12 protein-coding genes are annotated in these 17024 nt (G+C 35.8%); 8 read left to right on the plus strand and 4 right to left on the minus strand.

The window, feature by feature from the left end; translation table 11 throughout:
- The 4 genes from Q0992_RS13580 to uvrB all read left to right on the plus strand — a co-directional run.
- Positions 1 to 908 (plus strand): T9SS type B sorting domain-containing protein (locus tag Q0992_RS13580; RefSeq protein ID WP_299525426.1); only part of this gene is annotated, 908 nt, incomplete at its 5' end.
- Between the two features lie 38 nt (positions 909 to 946).
- Positions 947 to 2785 carry a gliding motility-associated C-terminal domain-containing protein gene (locus Q0992_RS13585; RefSeq protein WP_299525429.1) on the plus strand — a complete coding sequence of 613 codons (1839 nt, stop codon included), beginning with the start codon at positions 947 to 949 and terminating at the stop codon, positions 2783 to 2785.
- A gap of 435 nt (positions 2786 to 3220) precedes the next feature.
- The gene (locus tag Q0992_RS13590; protein WP_299525432.1) at positions 3221 to 8053 is read left to right on the plus strand and encodes a T9SS type B sorting domain-containing protein; all 4833 of its coding nucleotides are present in this window, start codon (positions 3221 to 3223) and stop codon (positions 8051 to 8053) included.
- 35 nt (positions 8054 to 8088) lie between these two features.
- Positions 8089 to 10095 carry an excinuclease ABC subunit UvrB gene (gene uvrB / locus Q0992_RS13595; protein WP_299525435.1) on the plus strand — a complete coding sequence of 669 codons (2007 nt, stop codon included), beginning with the start codon at positions 8089 to 8091 and terminating at the stop codon, positions 10093 to 10095.
- 242 nt (positions 10096 to 10337) lie between these two features.
- Here uvrB and Q0992_RS13600 read toward each other — a convergent pair whose 3' ends face one another.
- Positions 10338 to 10739: a TerB family tellurite resistance protein gene (locus Q0992_RS13600; protein ID WP_299525438.1), complete on the minus strand. Its 402-nt coding sequence runs from the start codon at positions 10737 to 10739 to the stop codon at positions 10338 to 10340.
- Between the two features lie 141 nt (positions 10740 to 10880).
- Here Q0992_RS13600 and Q0992_RS13605 point away from each other — a divergent pair, with 141 nt between their 5' ends.
- The 3 genes from Q0992_RS13605 to Q0992_RS13615 all read left to right on the plus strand — a co-directional run bounded on the left by Q0992_RS13605 (position 10881) and on the right by Q0992_RS13615 (position 12724).
- Positions 10881 to 11684, plus strand: coding sequence for an alpha/beta hydrolase-fold protein (locus Q0992_RS13605; protein ID WP_299525441.1), 804 nt, complete (start codon positions 10881 to 10883; stop codon positions 11682 to 11684).
- Positions 11685 to 11696: 12 nt separating this feature from the next.
- Positions 11697 to 11933 (plus strand): DUF1456 family protein, encoded by a 237-nt coding sequence (locus Q0992_RS13610; protein WP_299525444.1) that lies wholly within the window; start codon positions 11697 to 11699, stop codon positions 11931 to 11933.
- Positions 11934 to 12022: 89 nt separating this feature from the next.
- Positions 12023 to 12724 (plus strand): phosphoadenylyl-sulfate reductase, encoded by a 702-nt coding sequence (locus tag Q0992_RS13615; protein WP_299525446.1) that lies wholly within the window; start codon positions 12023 to 12025, stop codon positions 12722 to 12724.
- A 151-nt stretch (positions 12725 to 12875) separates the two neighbouring features.
- Here Q0992_RS13615 and Q0992_RS13620 read toward each other — a convergent pair whose 3' ends face one another.
- The 3 genes from Q0992_RS13620 to Q0992_RS13630 form a co-directional block, all read right to left on the minus strand.
- A complete protein-coding gene (locus Q0992_RS13620; protein WP_299525449.1) occupies positions 12876 to 13553 on the minus strand; it encodes a hypothetical protein in 678 nt (225 codons plus the stop codon).
- A gap of 142 nt (positions 13554 to 13695) precedes the next feature.
- Positions 13696 to 14886, minus strand: coding sequence for an ADP-forming succinate--CoA ligase subunit beta (gene sucC / locus Q0992_RS13625; RefSeq protein WP_299525452.1), 1191 nt, complete (start codon positions 14884 to 14886; stop codon positions 13696 to 13698).
- Between the two features lie 99 nt (positions 14887 to 14985).
- Positions 14986 to 15648, minus strand: a complete 663-nt coding sequence (locus tag Q0992_RS13630; RefSeq protein ID WP_299525455.1) for a hypothetical protein — start codon at positions 15646 to 15648, stop codon at positions 14986 to 14988.
- Positions 15649 to 15754: 106 nt separating this feature from the next.
- Between Q0992_RS13630 and lysA the strand changes: the two genes are divergently transcribed.
- On the plus strand, positions 15755 to 16960 hold the full coding sequence (gene lysA / locus Q0992_RS13635) for a diaminopimelate decarboxylase (protein ID WP_299525457.1): 1206 nt from the start codon (positions 15755 to 15757) through the stop codon (positions 16958 to 16960).
- Positions 16961 to 17024: the final 64 nt, after the last annotated feature.

The following is a 17024-nucleotide window of genomic DNA, read 5'->3' on the forward strand; positions in this document are numbered from 1 at the left end:
CCATTGTGCTCGCTGGCGCTCCTGCAGGGCTGGACCTTGAGTACTACGAAACCTATATAGATGCCTTGACTGAAAGTAATCCTCTGGGAAATACCTTTACCAATACCGTTCCCTATAACCAGACCATATATGCGCGTGTGGAAAACGCAAACGCCTGCTATGGCATCAGCGAAATTGAGCTGACCGTCTTTAGGCTTCCAGATATCCAGACCGAATCGGAGACCATATACTGCCTCAACGCTTTCCCCCAGACCATTATCCTGGTTGCTGGCCTAATCGACGATTCGCCGAGCAACTACTTCTTTGATTGGTCTAATGGCGAAAATACGGCTACCATAGAGGTCGATGCGCCTGGCACCTATACCGTAAGGGTAAGCAATACCGACGGCTGCTTTAAGGACAGGACCATTACCGTCCTTCCATCCAACATTGCCACCATAACGGATATACAGGTCAGGGACGCCTCCAACAACAACACCGTTTCGGTAATCGTCAGCGGTGAAGGGGATTATGAATACGCTCTGGACAACAGCAACGGCCCTTACCAAGATTCAAATATTTTCGAAGATGTTCAGCCTGGGCTCTATACTGTTTTTGTAAGGGACAAAAACGACTGCGGTATCACCGAAGAGCTGGTCTCGGTCATAGGTTTCCCTAGGTTCTTTACCCCAAACGACGATGATAACAACGACTTTTGGCAGGTAAAGGGCATCAGCAGGCAGTTTCAGCCCAACACCTCCATACTCATCTTTGACCGTCATGGCAAGCTCCTCAAGGAGCTCGATCCCTTGGGCCCAGGATGGGACGGTACCTACAACGGCGCCAAAATGCCCACTAGCGATTACTGGTTTAGGGTGCAGCTCCAGGACGGGAGAACCTTTACCAGTCATTTTAGTTTGAAGCGATAGACAAAAAACCGTAACTTAGTTTGGCAAATCTAAGTCTTTTGAAACGCATATACTACATACTATGCTTTCTTTTGTATGGTGTAACAGTCCCTGTATGCGCACAAGACATTACATTGTTTCAGCAGTTCAACGGTAGGTTTGATTATACAGCCATTGGCAATACATTAAATCCTAGTGAAAATAATGGTTCAGAATTCTGTACAATTTTAGAATCGTCCTCCGCGACCCTTTCTTTGGACCCGAGTAACCAGATCATTAAAGCCTATCTCTATTGGGCTGGATCAGGAATGGGAGACACCGATGTTTCTCTTAATGGATTGCCTATAGCTGCCGACGCTCTATATAACGTCTCCTTTGATACCGTAAGTTTTGGCACACTCTCGTATTTTTCATGCTACGCCGACATTACAGACCAAATAATTACCGAAGGCAATGTTGAGTACACGTTCTCAGATGCTGATATTAATAGTTCTATTCTATCCAATACTGGCTATTGTTTAAATGCAACTAATTTTGGAGGTTGGAGCATTTATATTATTTATGAAAATGCTAATTTACCTTTAAACCAGGTTAACCTGTACCAAGGTCTGGAAATTATTAACCGTAATGTCCAAGAAAAGGAAATTACCCTCAACAACATTAACGTATTTGATAACGATGGGGCGAAAATTGGTTTTTTGGCCTGGGAGGGCGATGACATCCTTAATTATGGTGAATCGCTGTCAATTAATGACAATATTATCTCCAATCCACCACTTAATTTAGCCGATAACGCCTTTAACGGCAGCAACTCATTTACCAATTCTAGTGATTTCTATAATGGTGATCTCGATGTATATGATATTGAAAACAACATCAGTATTGGTGATACCTCTTTATCGATTAAGTTAACAACTGGTGGCTTTGATGAAGATGGTGATTTTAGGGCCGATTTAATCATTATAAACAATGTTATTACAGTCTTGAACAGTTTATTACCTGATGCCACAATTAGTATTGATGATTATACACTTAATTGTGGTGATAGCAGCATTGAGCTTTTTTACACCGTAAACAACTTTAATAGCACTTCTATTTTACCTGCCAATACACCAATCGCTTTCTATTTAGAAGACCTTTTGATAGGTCAGAGCCAAACGGCGAATGCACTTAATATTGGTGCATCAGAAAGTAATTCGATAACTGTAACAATTCCTGAAAGCCCAACTTCTAACTTGACCATAACTGCAATCGTTGATGATGATGGCACTATGACAGGAACAATCGCAGAAGCTAATGAAGATAATAATAGCAACTCTATCGATATTGAATTATTAGTCATCCCAGATATTATTGCATTACCGAATCTTATAGGTTGTAATGAAGGTTTTGAAGTTTCGACCTACAACTTATTTGATGCTTTAGAAAGTTTGGATTATGAAGAGGAACACGTTTCTTTTTATCTGTCCCTTGAGGATTTAGAAACAGCATCGAATGCAATTTTAATACCAATGCCCTATAATAATGTAGCCCAACCCGAAACCATTTATGTAAGGTTAGAAAGTCCCCCTTGCTATGAGATTTATCAATTTCAGTTAACTGTTGATAATTGTCCGCCATTTATTCCTGATGGGTTTTCACCAAATGACGACACCAGAAATGATTGGTTTAATATTCAAGGGCTATACGATATTTTCACTAAACATGAACTCCTTATTTATAATCGCTATGGAGATATAATCTTTGAAGGTGACAATGAAAAACCATGGTTAGGTAAAATAAACCGTGGATTAAATAATCATGGTAAACGTGTCCCTGTAGGGACGTATTTTTATGTTTTAAATCTCAATGATTCAGACTATCGACCAATGGTAGGCTGGGTGTACGTAAATTACTGAAAATGTTAATTTTTTGATGCGTTGGTCTTATTGATTTGGAACTTTAAAGAACTCACTCTACTTTTAAAGTACAAGTCTTAAAGAATAATCTTTTCCCTTTTAATTCTTTATAAGCTTCCCTCATAATTTATTTTTAAAGACATCAATGAAGATTGATAGTCATCATAATACTATGATATGGAGTTTCAGGTTAAGAAACATTATATGCTGAGGCTGTAATGTTTTCGAAATTTCAATTTGGGAAAAAGACCTCTTATTGAGGTCTTTTTTAACTACAAATGCCTTAAGCTGTGTTTAAATGTTAACATTTTATGTATTTTGTCGTGTTTTTTTGTGTTTAATCTTCATTTCCCTTACTTTTCAGCGCACAACATGCTAATAATAACAGCCCCCAAGTCTAGACTTATTTGCATCTAAAAACTTAACCATTAACTTATGGATTGTAGCAATCGTTCCCTCTTTATGTGGCTATGCCTTTTTTGTTGTACTATAAATGCACAACAAATCTCGGTAGATAATACAATCTCACCACATCATCTAATTGAAAACAACTTAATTCAAGGTTGTGTTGAAGTATCGAATATTAGCTCACCTTCTAACGGGAGTATTGTAGGCTTAGGAAGTTTTGGCTATTTTGAACGCGGCTCTTCAAATTTTCCATTTCAAAATGGTATTGTTTTAACTACCGGAGATGCCAATTCTGCTGGAAACGGTGAAAACTCCGAGACTTTAAATGATGGTAACAATAGTTGGACCACTGATCCCGACTTAGAAACGGCTCTGGGCATAAGTGGCACTTTAAATGCGACTTCCATCGAATTCAATTTTATTTCTATTTCTAATCAGATACAATTTAATTACATATTAGCCTCAGAAGAATATTTTGGGAATTTTCCCTGTCAATATTCTGATGGCTTTGCTTTTTTAATTAGAGAGGCCAACACGAGTAACCCTTATGTAAATATTGCACTTGTTCCTGGAACCAGTACACCAGTTAATACCAATACTGTACATGATGAAATTGTTGGTTTTTGTGATGCTTCTAACGAACAATATTTTGAGGGTTATAGTCTAGGAGATACCAATTATAACGGTAGAACAACTGTTCTTTCCGCATCAGCTTCTATTCAACCCAATGTTGAATATCAAATTAAGTTAATCATCGCTGATCAAACCGATGAGAATTATGATTCTGCTGTATTTATTCAAGGCAATAGTTTTAATGCAGCTGTTGACTTAGGTGAAGACTTTTCAACCTGTGCGAGTGTAGTCAATTTAGATGGAGATATAGGAAATCCACAAGCAACATATCGTTGGTACTTTAATAATGTATTGGTTCCTGGTGCCAATCAAACCACTTTCGAAGCTTTACAAACCGGTAATTATCGTGTGGAGATAGAAATTCCGTTAGCAGGAGGTGCTTGTACTATAGACGATGATATTAATTTAACTTTGAGTTCTACTCAATCATCCGATCCTATCTCGAATTTTGAATTGTGTGATGACCCAAGCAATGATGGTATTGAGATATTCGATTTATCAACTAAAGACGCCGAAGTCTTAGCTTCTGTTCCCACATCAAATTATAATATCTCATACCACTACAGTAATACAGATGCCGAAAATGGTATCGATCCTATTACAGGTCCTATTCAAAATGTGACAAATCCTGATATTATTTACGTAAGAATTGAAGATACCGACAATGGTTGTTTGGCTTTTTCGACAATTAATCTTGTTGTTAATTCATTACCAAGTATTATTGACCCAACACCATTAGAGGTTTGTGACGATCAGACTGCTGACGGATTTACCACTATAGACCTCAACATTAAAAACGACGAAATAACAAACGGACAAGCTAACTTAGTCGTTACCTATCATAGTTCAGCCATAGATGCTGCGACAGGTAATAGTCCATTAACAATGCCTTATGTAAATACCAGTGTCAATGAGCAAGTTTTCGTCCGTGTTCAGAATCCGCAAACAGGTTGTATTAGTACCACAAGCTTGGACATCACAGTTTTGGACAATCCTGTTATAAATACCGATGACCATTATATCGACGCTTGTGATGCAGATCATGATGGTTTTGCAAATTTTGATTTAACTACCGTAATTCCCGATGTACTTCAAGGATTGACAGGAGTCAGTGTAACATTTCATGAAACCAATCAAGATGCACTTTCAGGAACAAATCCAATAGCAGACACTACCAATTATGCCAATATAGTCGCGCAAGAACAAATTGTTTACATCAGGGTTGAAAGTAATACTTCAGGATGTGTATCTGTAACACCAATTGAGATCCATACCAATTTATTGCTCACTGCAACAAATATAGATGACGTTACACGTTGCGACATTGACAACGATGGTATTGAAGAATTCAATTTTTCGTCAATTGCCGATAATATAATTAATGATTTACCATTCAATATTACAATTGAATTCTATCTTACTGAAGCCGATAGAGATAATCAAATAAATGTCTTAGACCAAAGTGCTCCATTTATCCCAACCAGTAATCCACAAACGATTTACTTAGGATTATCAAGTCCTACCTGTTATGAAGTATCGCAATTTGATCTCATACTAGTTCCTATCCAAGAATTTCAATCTATCTCAAGCCAAACAGTTTGTGATGAAGACCAAGATGGATTAACAACCATAGATTTAGCGCAATTTGATGTTTTAGTAACTAATGGACAAACAGGCTTTAGCGTGACTTACTTCTTATCTGAAAATGATGCGACAAATAATAGCAATGCCTTACCAACCTTTTACACAAATACAAGCAACCCTTTTATAATATATACGCGTATTCAATCTAATGATACGGGTTGTGCAGACACTAACGATTCATTCGAAATTACAGTTTTAGAAGCTCCTATTAGCTCTTCCCCCTCAGATCTTATCATTTGCGATGATGACCAAGATGCTTTGTTCATTGTTAATCTTTTGGATGTTATACCAGAAGTTGTTAGTAGCACTAATGAAAGATCAATCAGTTTTCATTCTAGTCAGCAAGATGCTGATAATGCTACAAATGCCATTACCAATGAAAGTGCCTATAATGCTCAAACAGAATCCGTATTCATTCGTGTAGAGAATACGATAACCGGTTGTTACTCTACTGAAACATTGAACATCATAGTAAATACCCTTCCTGTATTTACAGCCATAAGCAATTATAAAATTTGTGAGGACAGCAGTGATGGTTTTGGTGACTTCGTATTCAACACTAAAGATGCTGAAATTCTAAATGGACAAACTAATAAGCAAGTCTTATATTATTTGAATCAGAACGATGCTGATAACCGAGCCAATGCCATTGATAAGGATATAGCTTTCCAGAATACAAGCAATCCCCAGATTATTTTTGTAAGAGTAGAAAATCTTACAGATCAGGATTGCTATGGGACTTCGAGCTTTACGATTGAAGTAGGTACAAATCCTGTTTTTAACAACCCTAGCGACTTGTTTGTGTGTGATGATATCACTAACGATGGGTTTGAAACTTTTGATTTAACAACTAAGATTGACGAAATATCAAATGGTATAGCTGATAACTTAAGCATTACATTTTACATCTCTCAATTTAATGCAGAGAATAGTATTGATGCTTTACCGGTTGCATTCACCAATACGGTTAATCCACAGACCATTTATGTTCAAATAGACAATGGCACTATCTGCAATTCTATTGCTTCTTTTGAGTTAAATGTCATTCAAGTACCAGAAGTCAATGCGTCTTTACCTATGACATCCTGTGACGTGGATTATGATGGTTTGACGGAATTTGATTTAACGGAATCCGAGTTTGATATTTTGGATGTTAGGCAAGATGATATTGAGATTACTTACTTTGAAAATCTTGAAGATGCTGAAGCCAACATCAATATTATTTCAGATCCTGAAGCCTATACAAATACAAGTAACCCACAAACCGTTTATGTTAAAATAACAAATACCATATCCAATTGTTATGCTTTGGTTCCGATAGATTTATTTGTCAATACACCACCTGTTATTAATGATTTTCAGTCTTATGACATTTGCGAAAATGAAAACAATAGCTTTGACCTCACAATAATTAATGAAGCTTTAGTGGACGATAGCACCGATGTGATTTTTAACTATTTTTCTAATGAAGCAGATGCAATAGCAAATGAAAATGTTCTAAATACCAACTATACATATTTAACAAATAATGACATCATATTTGCTCGTGTATCGTTTAGCACAACTGCATGCCATATAATTTATGAATTTAATTTGAATGTCAACCCACTTCCAGTTGCCAATCAACCCGAAGACTTAGTGGCTTGTGATGATGATTTTGATGGATTATTGGAGTTTAATCTAGCGCAACAAGATGCCAATATATTAGGAAATCAAAACCCATCGAATTTTAATGTGACTTATTATAATTCAACACAGGATGCAAATAATGCTACTGCTCCATTGGACACTAACTATTTTGCATTTGATTCTGAAATTATTTTTGCCAGAATAGAAAATAACACTACGGGTTGCTATTCTATCACACAATTCTCGGTAATCATTCACCCATTGCCAGTTATCGATATCGAAGACCAGGTTATTTGTTTGGATAACTTTCCATTAATAGTTTCTGCCAACACAAATATTCCAACTGACCAATACCTATGGTCAACTGGTGAAATGACTCCTGAAATTGAAATCACCGAAGTCGGCAACTATTGGGTAACTGTTACCACAGAATTTGGCTGTGAAGACACACGAGTATTTGATGTCTCTGAATCCGAAGCAGCTACTATCGAAGCTACAGAAGTTATTGATTTTTCCGACCCAAACAATATTACGGTTACCGTTAGCGGAATAGGCAATTATTTATATCAATTGGATGATGGCGATCCGCAAGAGTCCAATGTTTTTGAAAATGTTGCTATGGGCTACCACACCATCACTATCATAGACTTAAATGGTTGCTCGGAAGTGACCAGAGAAGTGCTTGTCATTGATATTCCAAAACATATGACACCAAATGACGATGGACAGTTTGACACATGGCATATTGTTGGTGTAGAGACCTTACCAGGTACAGTAATTCATATTTTTGACCGCTATGGAAAACTTCTAAAAATCCTAGGGCACAATACACCTGGATGGGATGGTACTTTCAATGGACAAAAGTTGCCAGCAAGTGATTATTGGTTTGTTGCGGATGTAAGACGTGGTAGTGAATCATTTCAGGTAAAAGGGCATTTTGCCATAAGAAGATAATTGATTGACATTTTTCTTTATCGTAACTTTGCAAGATGCGATTTAAGATAGAATCAGAATTTCAACCTACTGGTGATCAACCAGAAGCCATACAACAATTAGCCGACGGAATTAGCCAAGAAGAACGCTACCAAACCTTACTTGGAGTCACGGGTTCTGGCAAAACGTTCACTATAGCCAATGTGATACAAGAAGTGCAACGACCAACCTTAGTTTTGGCACATAATAAAACGCTTGCTGCACAGTTGTATTCGGAGTTTAAACAGTTTTTTCCCAATAATGCGGTTGAGTATTTTGTATCCTACTATGATTATTATCAACCGGAAGCCTATATTCCTGTTTCTGGTGTATATATAGAGAAAGACTTATCCATCAACGAGGAAATCGAGAAGATGCGACTAAGCACCACCTCTTCTCTACTCTCTGGTAGACGTGATGTTTTAGTCGTTGCTTCGGTATCTTGCTTATATGGTATCGGAAACCCTGTTGAGTTTCAAAAAAACGTAATCACTATTGAACGTGACCAAGTTATTTCCCGCACCAAGTTATTACATCAATTAGTACAAGGTTTATATTCTAGAACTGAAGCTGATTTTAAAAATGGGAATTTTAGGATCAAAGGAGATACAGTTGATGTGTTTCCGGGTTATGCCAACAACGCTTTTAGAATTCATTTTTTTGGAGATGAAATTGAGGAAATCGAAGCCTTCGATGCACACACGAATGAAATTCTTGAACGTTATGATCGCTTAAATATTTATCCTGCAAATATGTTTGTAACCTCTCCTGATGTGCTTCAAAATGCCATAAGGGATATTCAGGATGATTTAGTGGTGCAGCATGATTATTTTAAAGACATAGGCAAACACCTTGAAGCTAAGCGGCTTAAAGAACGTACGGAATTTGATTTGGAAATGATTCGAGAATTAGGCTATTGCTCTGGCATAGAGAATTACTCACGTTATTTGGATGGAAGAGCAGCTGGTACTCGGCCTTTCTGTTTATTGGATTATTTTCCAGATGATTATTTGATAGTAATTGACGAAAGCCATGTGACTATTTCTCAAGTCCATGCCATGTATGGTGGAGATAGAAGTAGAAAAGAAAATTTAGTGGAATATGGATTTAGGCTTCCTGCTGCCATGGATAATAGACCTCTAAAGTTTGAAGAATTTGAAGCTCTACAAAATCAGGTAATTTATGTGTCTGCAACTCCTGCTGATTATGAAATGCAGAAAACGGGAGGCGTTTATGTTGAACAGGTTATTCGTCCAACGGGTTTATTAGATCCTGAAATCGAAGTACGACCAAGTTTAAATCAGATTGATGATCTCATCGAAGAGATTCAAATACGTGTGGAGAAAGACGAACGTACTTTAGTTACTACCCTTACTAAACGAATGGCCGAAGAATTGGTAAAATACTTAACCAGAATTTCAATTCGTTGTCGTTATATCCATAGTGATGTTGATACGCTAGAACGTGTAGAAATTATGCAAGACTTACGTAAAGGTATTTTTGATGTCTTGGTTGGAGTTAATTTATTAAGGGAAGGGTTAGATTTACCTGAAGTATCACTGGTTGCTATTTTAGACGCGGATAAAGAAGGGTTTCTACGGTCAAACCGTTCACTAACCCAAACCGTTGGGAGAGCTGCGCGTAATCTCAATGGAAAAGCTATTATGTATGCAGATACCATTACCCAAAGTATGCAGAAAACTATTGACGAGACGAATTACCGTCGTGAAAAACAAATTGCATATAATTCAGCAAATAATATCACACCAAAGGCATTGAACAAAAGTTTAGACAGTGCCTTAGCCAAGAACTCAGTAAGCACTTACCGAACGGAATTGGAAGCCAAATTAGCTGCAGAACCAGAAAGCGAGTATCTTACCAAAAGTCAACTTGAAAAAAAGATACGTGAGAAACGTAAACAAATGGAACAAGCTGCTAAAGCCTTAGACTTTATGGAAGCGGCTAGATTTAGGGACGAAATCACGGCCTATCAGGAAAAGTTGGAGAAATTGAAGGTGAAGTGAAATTCTATAATATGATTATTGTCTTTCCTACAGAGCTGTCACACTGAGCGCAGTCGAAGTGAAAGTGACGAAGAATCCCATCACAATTTGAATCATTTATTCAGGTTTCTGAATGTGACCAAAATAAATATTCCTTTTTTACAAATTATGAATTAAGTACAATGAGATACCGCTTTTTAGCAACATAAATTCAACAATCAAAATTGAATGCGCCTGAAAGACTTTTCAATTTTGTGTCTCACTTAATTATACTGTACTTTAAAGATATCAATTAAAAAATCAGGAGGTACAATTTTGTCAGGGAAACTATCCATTAAATCTAATACGCGATTAATAGACTCATGACTTAATCCCATACGTAAACCAAAATTATGAATTTTCACTAATTGTTTTGATGACACTTTATGGTCTAAATTCATCAAAAGTACTAATCTATGAAACTGAACAATACGCTCACTATGGGATTTTAAATGAACATAAGTCACAGGATGCTCAAAAAGATATTCAAAATCTTCCTTAGAAATATCCAATTGCTTAGCAATACTTAGTAAGAAATTGTATTCTATGGATTTTATATTGTCATCTGTTTGAGCAAAAGCAATCATCTCAGAAAGCAAACTCAATTTTTCAGCACGATTGATCATGTGTAGAGGGAATTAATTAACAAGGTAAAGTTAAATAGGTGCATCATTTTATTGTCGTTGATATAATGTATCTTGTCGAAAAATTGAAGGTACTTGGTCGGTATTTTTAAACGTTTATCAACCATAAAACTCAATAATAGCATGAGATTGAAACATTTTTGCACGTTATTTTTTGCACTCACAATAACGTATTTGTATGCACAAAGCACTGCTTCTGAACAGGTTACAAAATTTACAATAGCAGCACCTCAATTAGATACAACTAAACAAATTTGGGTATATCTTCCTAAAGATTATAAAAATTCTGAAAAACGCTATCCTGTTATTTATATGCATGATGCACAAAATTTGTTTGATAATGAGACGTCCTATGCTGGAGAATGGAAAGTTGATGAATATTTAGACCAATTAACAGGAAAAGAAAGCATCATTATTGGTATTGAGCATGGCAATGAAAAGCGTATAGACGAATTAACCCCTTACAAACATCAAGAATACGGAGGAGGAAAAGGTGACACCTATTTAGCCTTTATAAAAAACACCTTGAAGCCTCATGTAGATACTATCTACCGAACGAAATCCGATGCCCTAAATACCACCATATTTGGCGCTTCGCTAGGCGGTTTAATCTCTTTTTATGCCATAGTAAAATACCCAAATGTATTTGGTAAAGCTGGTGTTTTTTCGGCCTCATTTTGGTTTAGTGGCAAAATCTATGACCTAGTAACATCCTCTACGATTCCAGAATCATCTAAGTTCTTCTTTTTGATTGGTGAAAAAGAAGGGGATTCAATGGTTCCCGATCAAGAGCGAATAGTGGAATTGCTAAAATCCAAGGGTGTAACTTCTAAACAGATATCAAGTCATATCATCAAAGATGGTGAACACAATGAAAAGCTTTGGTCTACTAACTTTGCTAAAGCCTACCAATGGCTATATAATTAACACCAACTCTATATGACGAATAACGATATTTTTAAGAAATTAAGGGTCGCTCATAAGCTAAGAGATGAAGACATTGTAAACATACTCGCCTTGGTAGATTTTAGAATTTCTAAAAGTGAGCTTAATGCATTCTTTAGACGTGAAGACCATCCAAAATATAAAGAGTGTGGCGACCAAATTCTTAGGAATTTTCTTAACGGATTAATCATTTATTTAAGGGGTCCAATGCCAAAAAAGCAAAATAAGTAAGGTAAAATTATCAACTTCGCAAAAATGAATCAATTGTTTCTTTGTTAAATAATTAGCTAATACCTTGCACTGACTTAAGCGATTAATAGATGTTTGAAACCTCTCAAAATATTCAGCAGGTCAACAGTTTTACTGCTGAGCAAATTGAAACCTTAAACAATAAGTACAGGGCTTTATCAATCACAGAACGTATTAAAGAGCTCTATAAAGATTTTGATATTTCTGATGTAATGCTCACAAGCTCTTTTGCAGCGACTTCGGCTTTTTTATTAAAATTAGTATCTGATGCCAATACAAAGCAAGAAGTCTTCTTTATTGACACTGGTTATCATTTTGAGGATACACTTAAATACAAATCCGTTCTTGAGAAAAAGTACAACCTCAAAGTAACATCTATTTCGGCTATTAAAGAAGAACACGAGTTCACAACAAAAGACGAAACTTGGAAAAAGAATCCTGATTTCTGTTGTTCAATTAATAAAGTACAGCCATTAGAAACCATTAAAAAAAAGTATAAAGTTTGGATGTCTGGCCTAATGAAGTGGCAGTCCGATCATAGATCGACTTTAGATATATTTGAAGATCGTGGTACTATCCTTAAGTTTTACCCTCTTGTAGATGTTTCTAAAGAAGAACGCGATGCTTTTATAGAAAAACATCAGTTACCGTTTCATCCGCTGGTCGCCAAAGGTTACCACTCTATTGGTTGTAAACATTGTACTGTGCCAGGTGAAGATCGCAGTGGTCGTTGGAATAATAACCCAAAAACAGAATGTGGATTGCATCTGTAAAAGGTCGGCATTAAAAAAACTCTACCATGAACAATTGTTAGCTTTAGGTGACATACTTATTGCTATAGTCTAATATTGATTAATAGATAATTTCGCACTGAAACAACTAAAAAAGCACCGTTGATTACGATGCTTATTTTTGATTTTACAATTAGGCTTCTAAACTCTGAATGTAGTTTGCCAATTTTATCAAATCTGCTTCATTCTTAGAATTTAAGTTGTGTTCCTTAATGTATTTAATAATAGATTTTTTGTGAACAGGATAATTTTTTCTAATCACTGTTCTATTTGTGGACAAATAGCATAATTTTTCATTAAAATGAAGATAATAATGATTGTACTTAACTAGTTCTTTTCTGTCCATTTTCACCAAACTATAGAGTTTCCTTCGTAATAATTTCATCTCATAAGACTGCTTCTTCACTATAAAATCTGCATTGTCTATAGTATTAACAATAAAATAGCTTCTAAAAATCTCATTGTCAGTACCTTTATAGGATTTTAACGCGTAGGTCTGATTGGTGGTCTCAAAAGTGATTTGTAGATTATCGGTTTTTGAAAGCTTAAAATAGCGCTCGCCATCTTTTATTTCGATTTCATCAATGAAAGGATTGTATCTTGCCACAACCGCTTTTGTTTCATCATTTGAGTTTACAACCGCTTTTTTCCATTTTAAATCTTCGGATTTTTCAATAGCATCAATTAACCGTTCTTGCCGCTCTTGATCATGGAATGATGGCTCAATTGCAGGATAATAATGGGTAAATCTTTGTGGAAAAACAAAATTAAACACCATCAATAAACCAAGAGTAAAATATAAATTTTTCATAGCACTAGACATTTTCCTTAAATTAAGAAATACTGATGTTATTTTCAATAAAATTAGGCTGTTTAACCAATTTTTAACCAAAACAAAAGTCCCTAAAACAATTTATATTTTAGGGACTTTATCTTTATGTTTACGTCTCTTTCTAGCTGAGTACCTCATGTACTTTATCAGCTGCTTCCTGAAATTCCGTTGCACTTAATACATCGAGTCCTGAATTATCAATCAGTTCTTTAGCAATATCCGCATTAGTGCCTTGTAAGCGCACTATAATTGGAACTTTAATATTACCTATGTTCTTGTAAGCATCTATAACACCTTGTGCTACACGATCGCATCTTACAATACCACCAAAGATGTTTATTAAAATGGCCTTTACATTTGGATCTTTTAAAATAATATTAAAAGCTGCTTCAACTCTAGCTGCATCAGCAGTACCACCAACATCCAAAAAGTTGGCAGGCTCACCACCAGCCTGTTTAATCAAATCCATTGTTGCCATAGCCAAACCTGCACCATTGACCATACAACCAACATTACCGTCTAAGTCCACATAGTTTAATCCAAGAGAACCAGCCTCTACTTCAATCGGGTTTTCTTCTCGTAAATCACGAAGTTCAGCTAAATCGCGGTGTCTATATAATGCATTATCATCTAAAGTTACTTTAGAATCAACAGCCATAATCTTGTCATCACTAGTCTTTAAAACAGGATTGATTTCAAATAAAGACGCATCTGACTTCACATAAGCTGTATATAAGGCAGATACAAATTTTGTCATCTCTTTAAATGCAGTACCTGATAAACCCAAATTGAATGCTACACGACGTGCTTGAAAAGGTAATAATCCTAATGCTGGATCCACCTCTTCTGTAAAAATTAAATGCGGTGTCTCTTCAGCGACTTGTTCAATATCCATCCCACCTTCAGTAGAGTACATAATCATGTTTTTACCAGTACCTCTGTTTAAAAGTACAGACATGTAATATTCCTCAGGCTCATTGTCCCCAGGATAATAAACATCTTCAGCAATTAATACCTGATGCACTTTTTTTCCTTCTGCAGATGTTTGAGGCGTTATCAAATTCATTCCTATGATTTGTCCAGCTAGCTCTTCAACTTCTTGAAGGTTTTTCGCCAACTTAACACCACCGCCTTTTCCGCGTCCACCAGCATGAATTTGCGCTTTAATCACATGCCAACTAGTACCTGTTTCAGCGGTTAATTGTTTCGCCGCATCAACAGCTTCCTTGGCATTATGCGCAACAATTCCGCGTTGAATGCGTACTCCAAAACTGCTTAGTAATTCTTTTCCTTGATATTCGTGTAAATTCATTTGTAATCAGAGATTAATTTCGTTGTGCAAAAATACACATCCCCAAAGTTTAAACCAATATTTTTTAAGCTGATTTTTCAGCTTTAAGATCGTTGATACTCAATTCTTATTCAGACTTTTTATTATGGAAAAAGCACTATCCACAAAGGCATCCTCGACAACAATGGTAAATTCATTTGTCGTGGAAATGATTTCATAAAGCGATACATTTTGCCATGCCAAACGCTTCAATATTTGATAATAAAGCCCAGCAACTTTTGTATTGTTCTTGGGCAATACAAGACTTATAGCAGATAATTTTTCCTTTAATGCTATGCAATCCTCATCCTTAAAGCTTTCCAATACAGCTTCCTTCTCAGAACTGGAAATAATAATATTGCTTTCTAAAATACCTCGCGTAAATGTGTAGAAGATATGACTCTTGTCCTTAATCTTATTTAAAATATCCGCTTGGCTATTGATTAAGGTATTAGAATTTCTAAACGTAAAATCGCTAAGATTAGACCTTAATGTAATGTCACCTAGCTGTTCAAGCAAGGTGTTTAAACCATAATAAGGCTTACTAACGGAGATTGTGTCTTTAAATCGTCTTAGTGCCATCATAATGGCACCTGATTTAACAGGTTTACCTAAGGTATTGGAGACTTCATCCTTTAACACATTGGCTAATGCCGAATAATTAATGATTTCCTTCGACAAAGCTTCTTCCAAAAAAGGCTGTTCTAAAACAATAGCTTCTACACAAGATGTAATAGTCTTCATTTGTTAAGTATTTAACATTTTGTGCAAAAATAGTGAATTTACTATAATTAATTTCAAGTCTACTATTGAAAGTCTAAGTTTGCAATTACAAATTTGGAGATGACTTATGAACAACAAAACCCTTTTGAAAATAGCTAATGACTTTGGCAGTCCGGTTTATGTCTATGATGCCGATAAAATTACCTCACAGTATGAACGCCTAACCAAAGCATTTCAAAATGTCAAACAACTTAGACTTAATTATGCTGTTAAGGCACTTTCTAATATTTCTGTGTTAAAATTATTCAATTTCTTAGGTTCTGGTTTGGATACCGTTTCTATTCAAGAAGTTCAATTGGGACTTAGGGCAGGTTTTAAACCCGAGAATATTATCTACACACCAAATGGTGTATCCTTGGAAGAAATTGAAAATGTAGCAAAACTTGGTGTACAGATTAATATCGATAATCTGTCAATTTTAGAACAATTTGGCACTAAGCATCCTAATATTCCTGTTTGTATTAGAATTAATCCACATGTTATGGCTGGTGGAAACACTAATATTTCTGTTGGACACATTGATAGCAAGTTTGGTATTTCCATTCACCAAATACCGCTTTTACTTCGTATTGTTGAAAATACTCAAATGAACATCAACGGTATTCACATGCACACAGGAAGTGATATTCTGGATATCGATGTATTCTTGTATGCGAGTGAGATTTTGTTTGAAACGGCCAAAAGCTTTAATCATCTCGAGTTCATTGATTTTGGCTCAGGTTTTAAAGTACCATACAAATCAGGTGATATTGAAACCAATGTAGAAGAATTAGGCAAAAAACTATCAAAGCGTTTTAATGAATTTTGTAAAGACTATGGTAAGGAATTAACCTTAGCTTTTGAGCCTGGTAAATTCCTGGTAAGTGAAGCTGGAGTTTTCTTAGCCAAGGTCAATGTTGTAAAGCAAACTACTTCAACGGTTTTTGCTCAAATCGATTCTGGTTTTAATCACTTAATACGGCCTATGCTTTATGGCTCACAGCACGAAATAACTAATATATCTAATCCTAAAGGCCGAGAACGTTTCTACTCCGTTGTCGGTTATATCTGCGAAACAGATACATTTGCCAATAACAGACGTATAAATGAAATTAAGGAAGGAGATATTCTATGTTTTAAAAATGCTGGTGCATATTGTTTTACTATGGCGAGTAACTACAATTCACGTTACAGACCTGCGGAAGTATTATTATATAAAGGAAAACCGCATCTTATCAGAAAGCGCGAAACTTTTGATGATATCATTCATAACCAACTAGAAATTGCTATATAAAAGTTAAGGCGTTGCATATTGCAACGCTTTTTTTATACCTTTAGCTGCCTTCAAGTCTTTCGAT

The sequence above is a fragment of the Winogradskyella sp. genome, from assembly GCF_028289625.1.
Taxonomy (GTDB): domain Bacteria; phylum Bacteroidota; class Bacteroidia; order Flavobacteriales; family Flavobacteriaceae; genus Winogradskyella.

Excerpts from the sequence above, each read along its gene's own strand:
- Q0992_RS13620 (WP_299525449.1), bottom strand. The coding sequence starts at position 13,553 with ATGAAAAATTTATATTTTACTCTTGGTTTATTGATGGTGTTTAATTTT.
- Q0992_RS13615 (WP_299525446.1), top strand. The coding sequence starts at position 12,023 with ATGTTTGAAACCTCTCAAAATATTCAGCAGGTCAACAGTTTTACTGCT.
- Q0992_RS13600 (WP_299525438.1), bottom strand. The coding sequence starts at position 10,739 with ATGATCAATCGTGCTGAAAAATTGAGTTTGCTTTCTGAGATGATTGCT.
- Q0992_RS13610 (WP_299525444.1), top strand. The coding sequence starts at position 11,697 with ATGACGAATAACGATATTTTTAAGAAATTAAGGGTCGCTCATAAGCTA.
- uvrB (WP_299525435.1), top strand. The coding sequence starts at position 8,089 with ATGCGATTTAAGATAGAATCAGAATTTCAACCTACTGGTGATCAACCA.
- lysA (WP_299525457.1), top strand. The coding sequence starts at position 15,755 with ATGAACAACAAAACCCTTTTGAAAATAGCTAATGACTTTGGCAGTCCG.
- Q0992_RS13630 (WP_299525455.1), bottom strand. The coding sequence starts at position 15,648 with ATGAAGACTATTACATCTTGTGTAGAAGCTATTGTTTTAGAACAGCCT.
- sucC (WP_299525452.1), bottom strand. The coding sequence starts at position 14,886 with ATGAATTTACACGAATATCAAGGAAAAGAATTACTAAGCAGTTTTGGA.
- Q0992_RS13605 (WP_299525441.1), top strand. The coding sequence starts at position 10,881 with ATGAGATTGAAACATTTTTGCACGTTATTTTTTGCACTCACAATAACG.
- Q0992_RS13590 (WP_299525432.1), top strand. The coding sequence starts at position 3,221 with ATGGATTGTAGCAATCGTTCCCTCTTTATGTGGCTATGCCTTTTTTGT.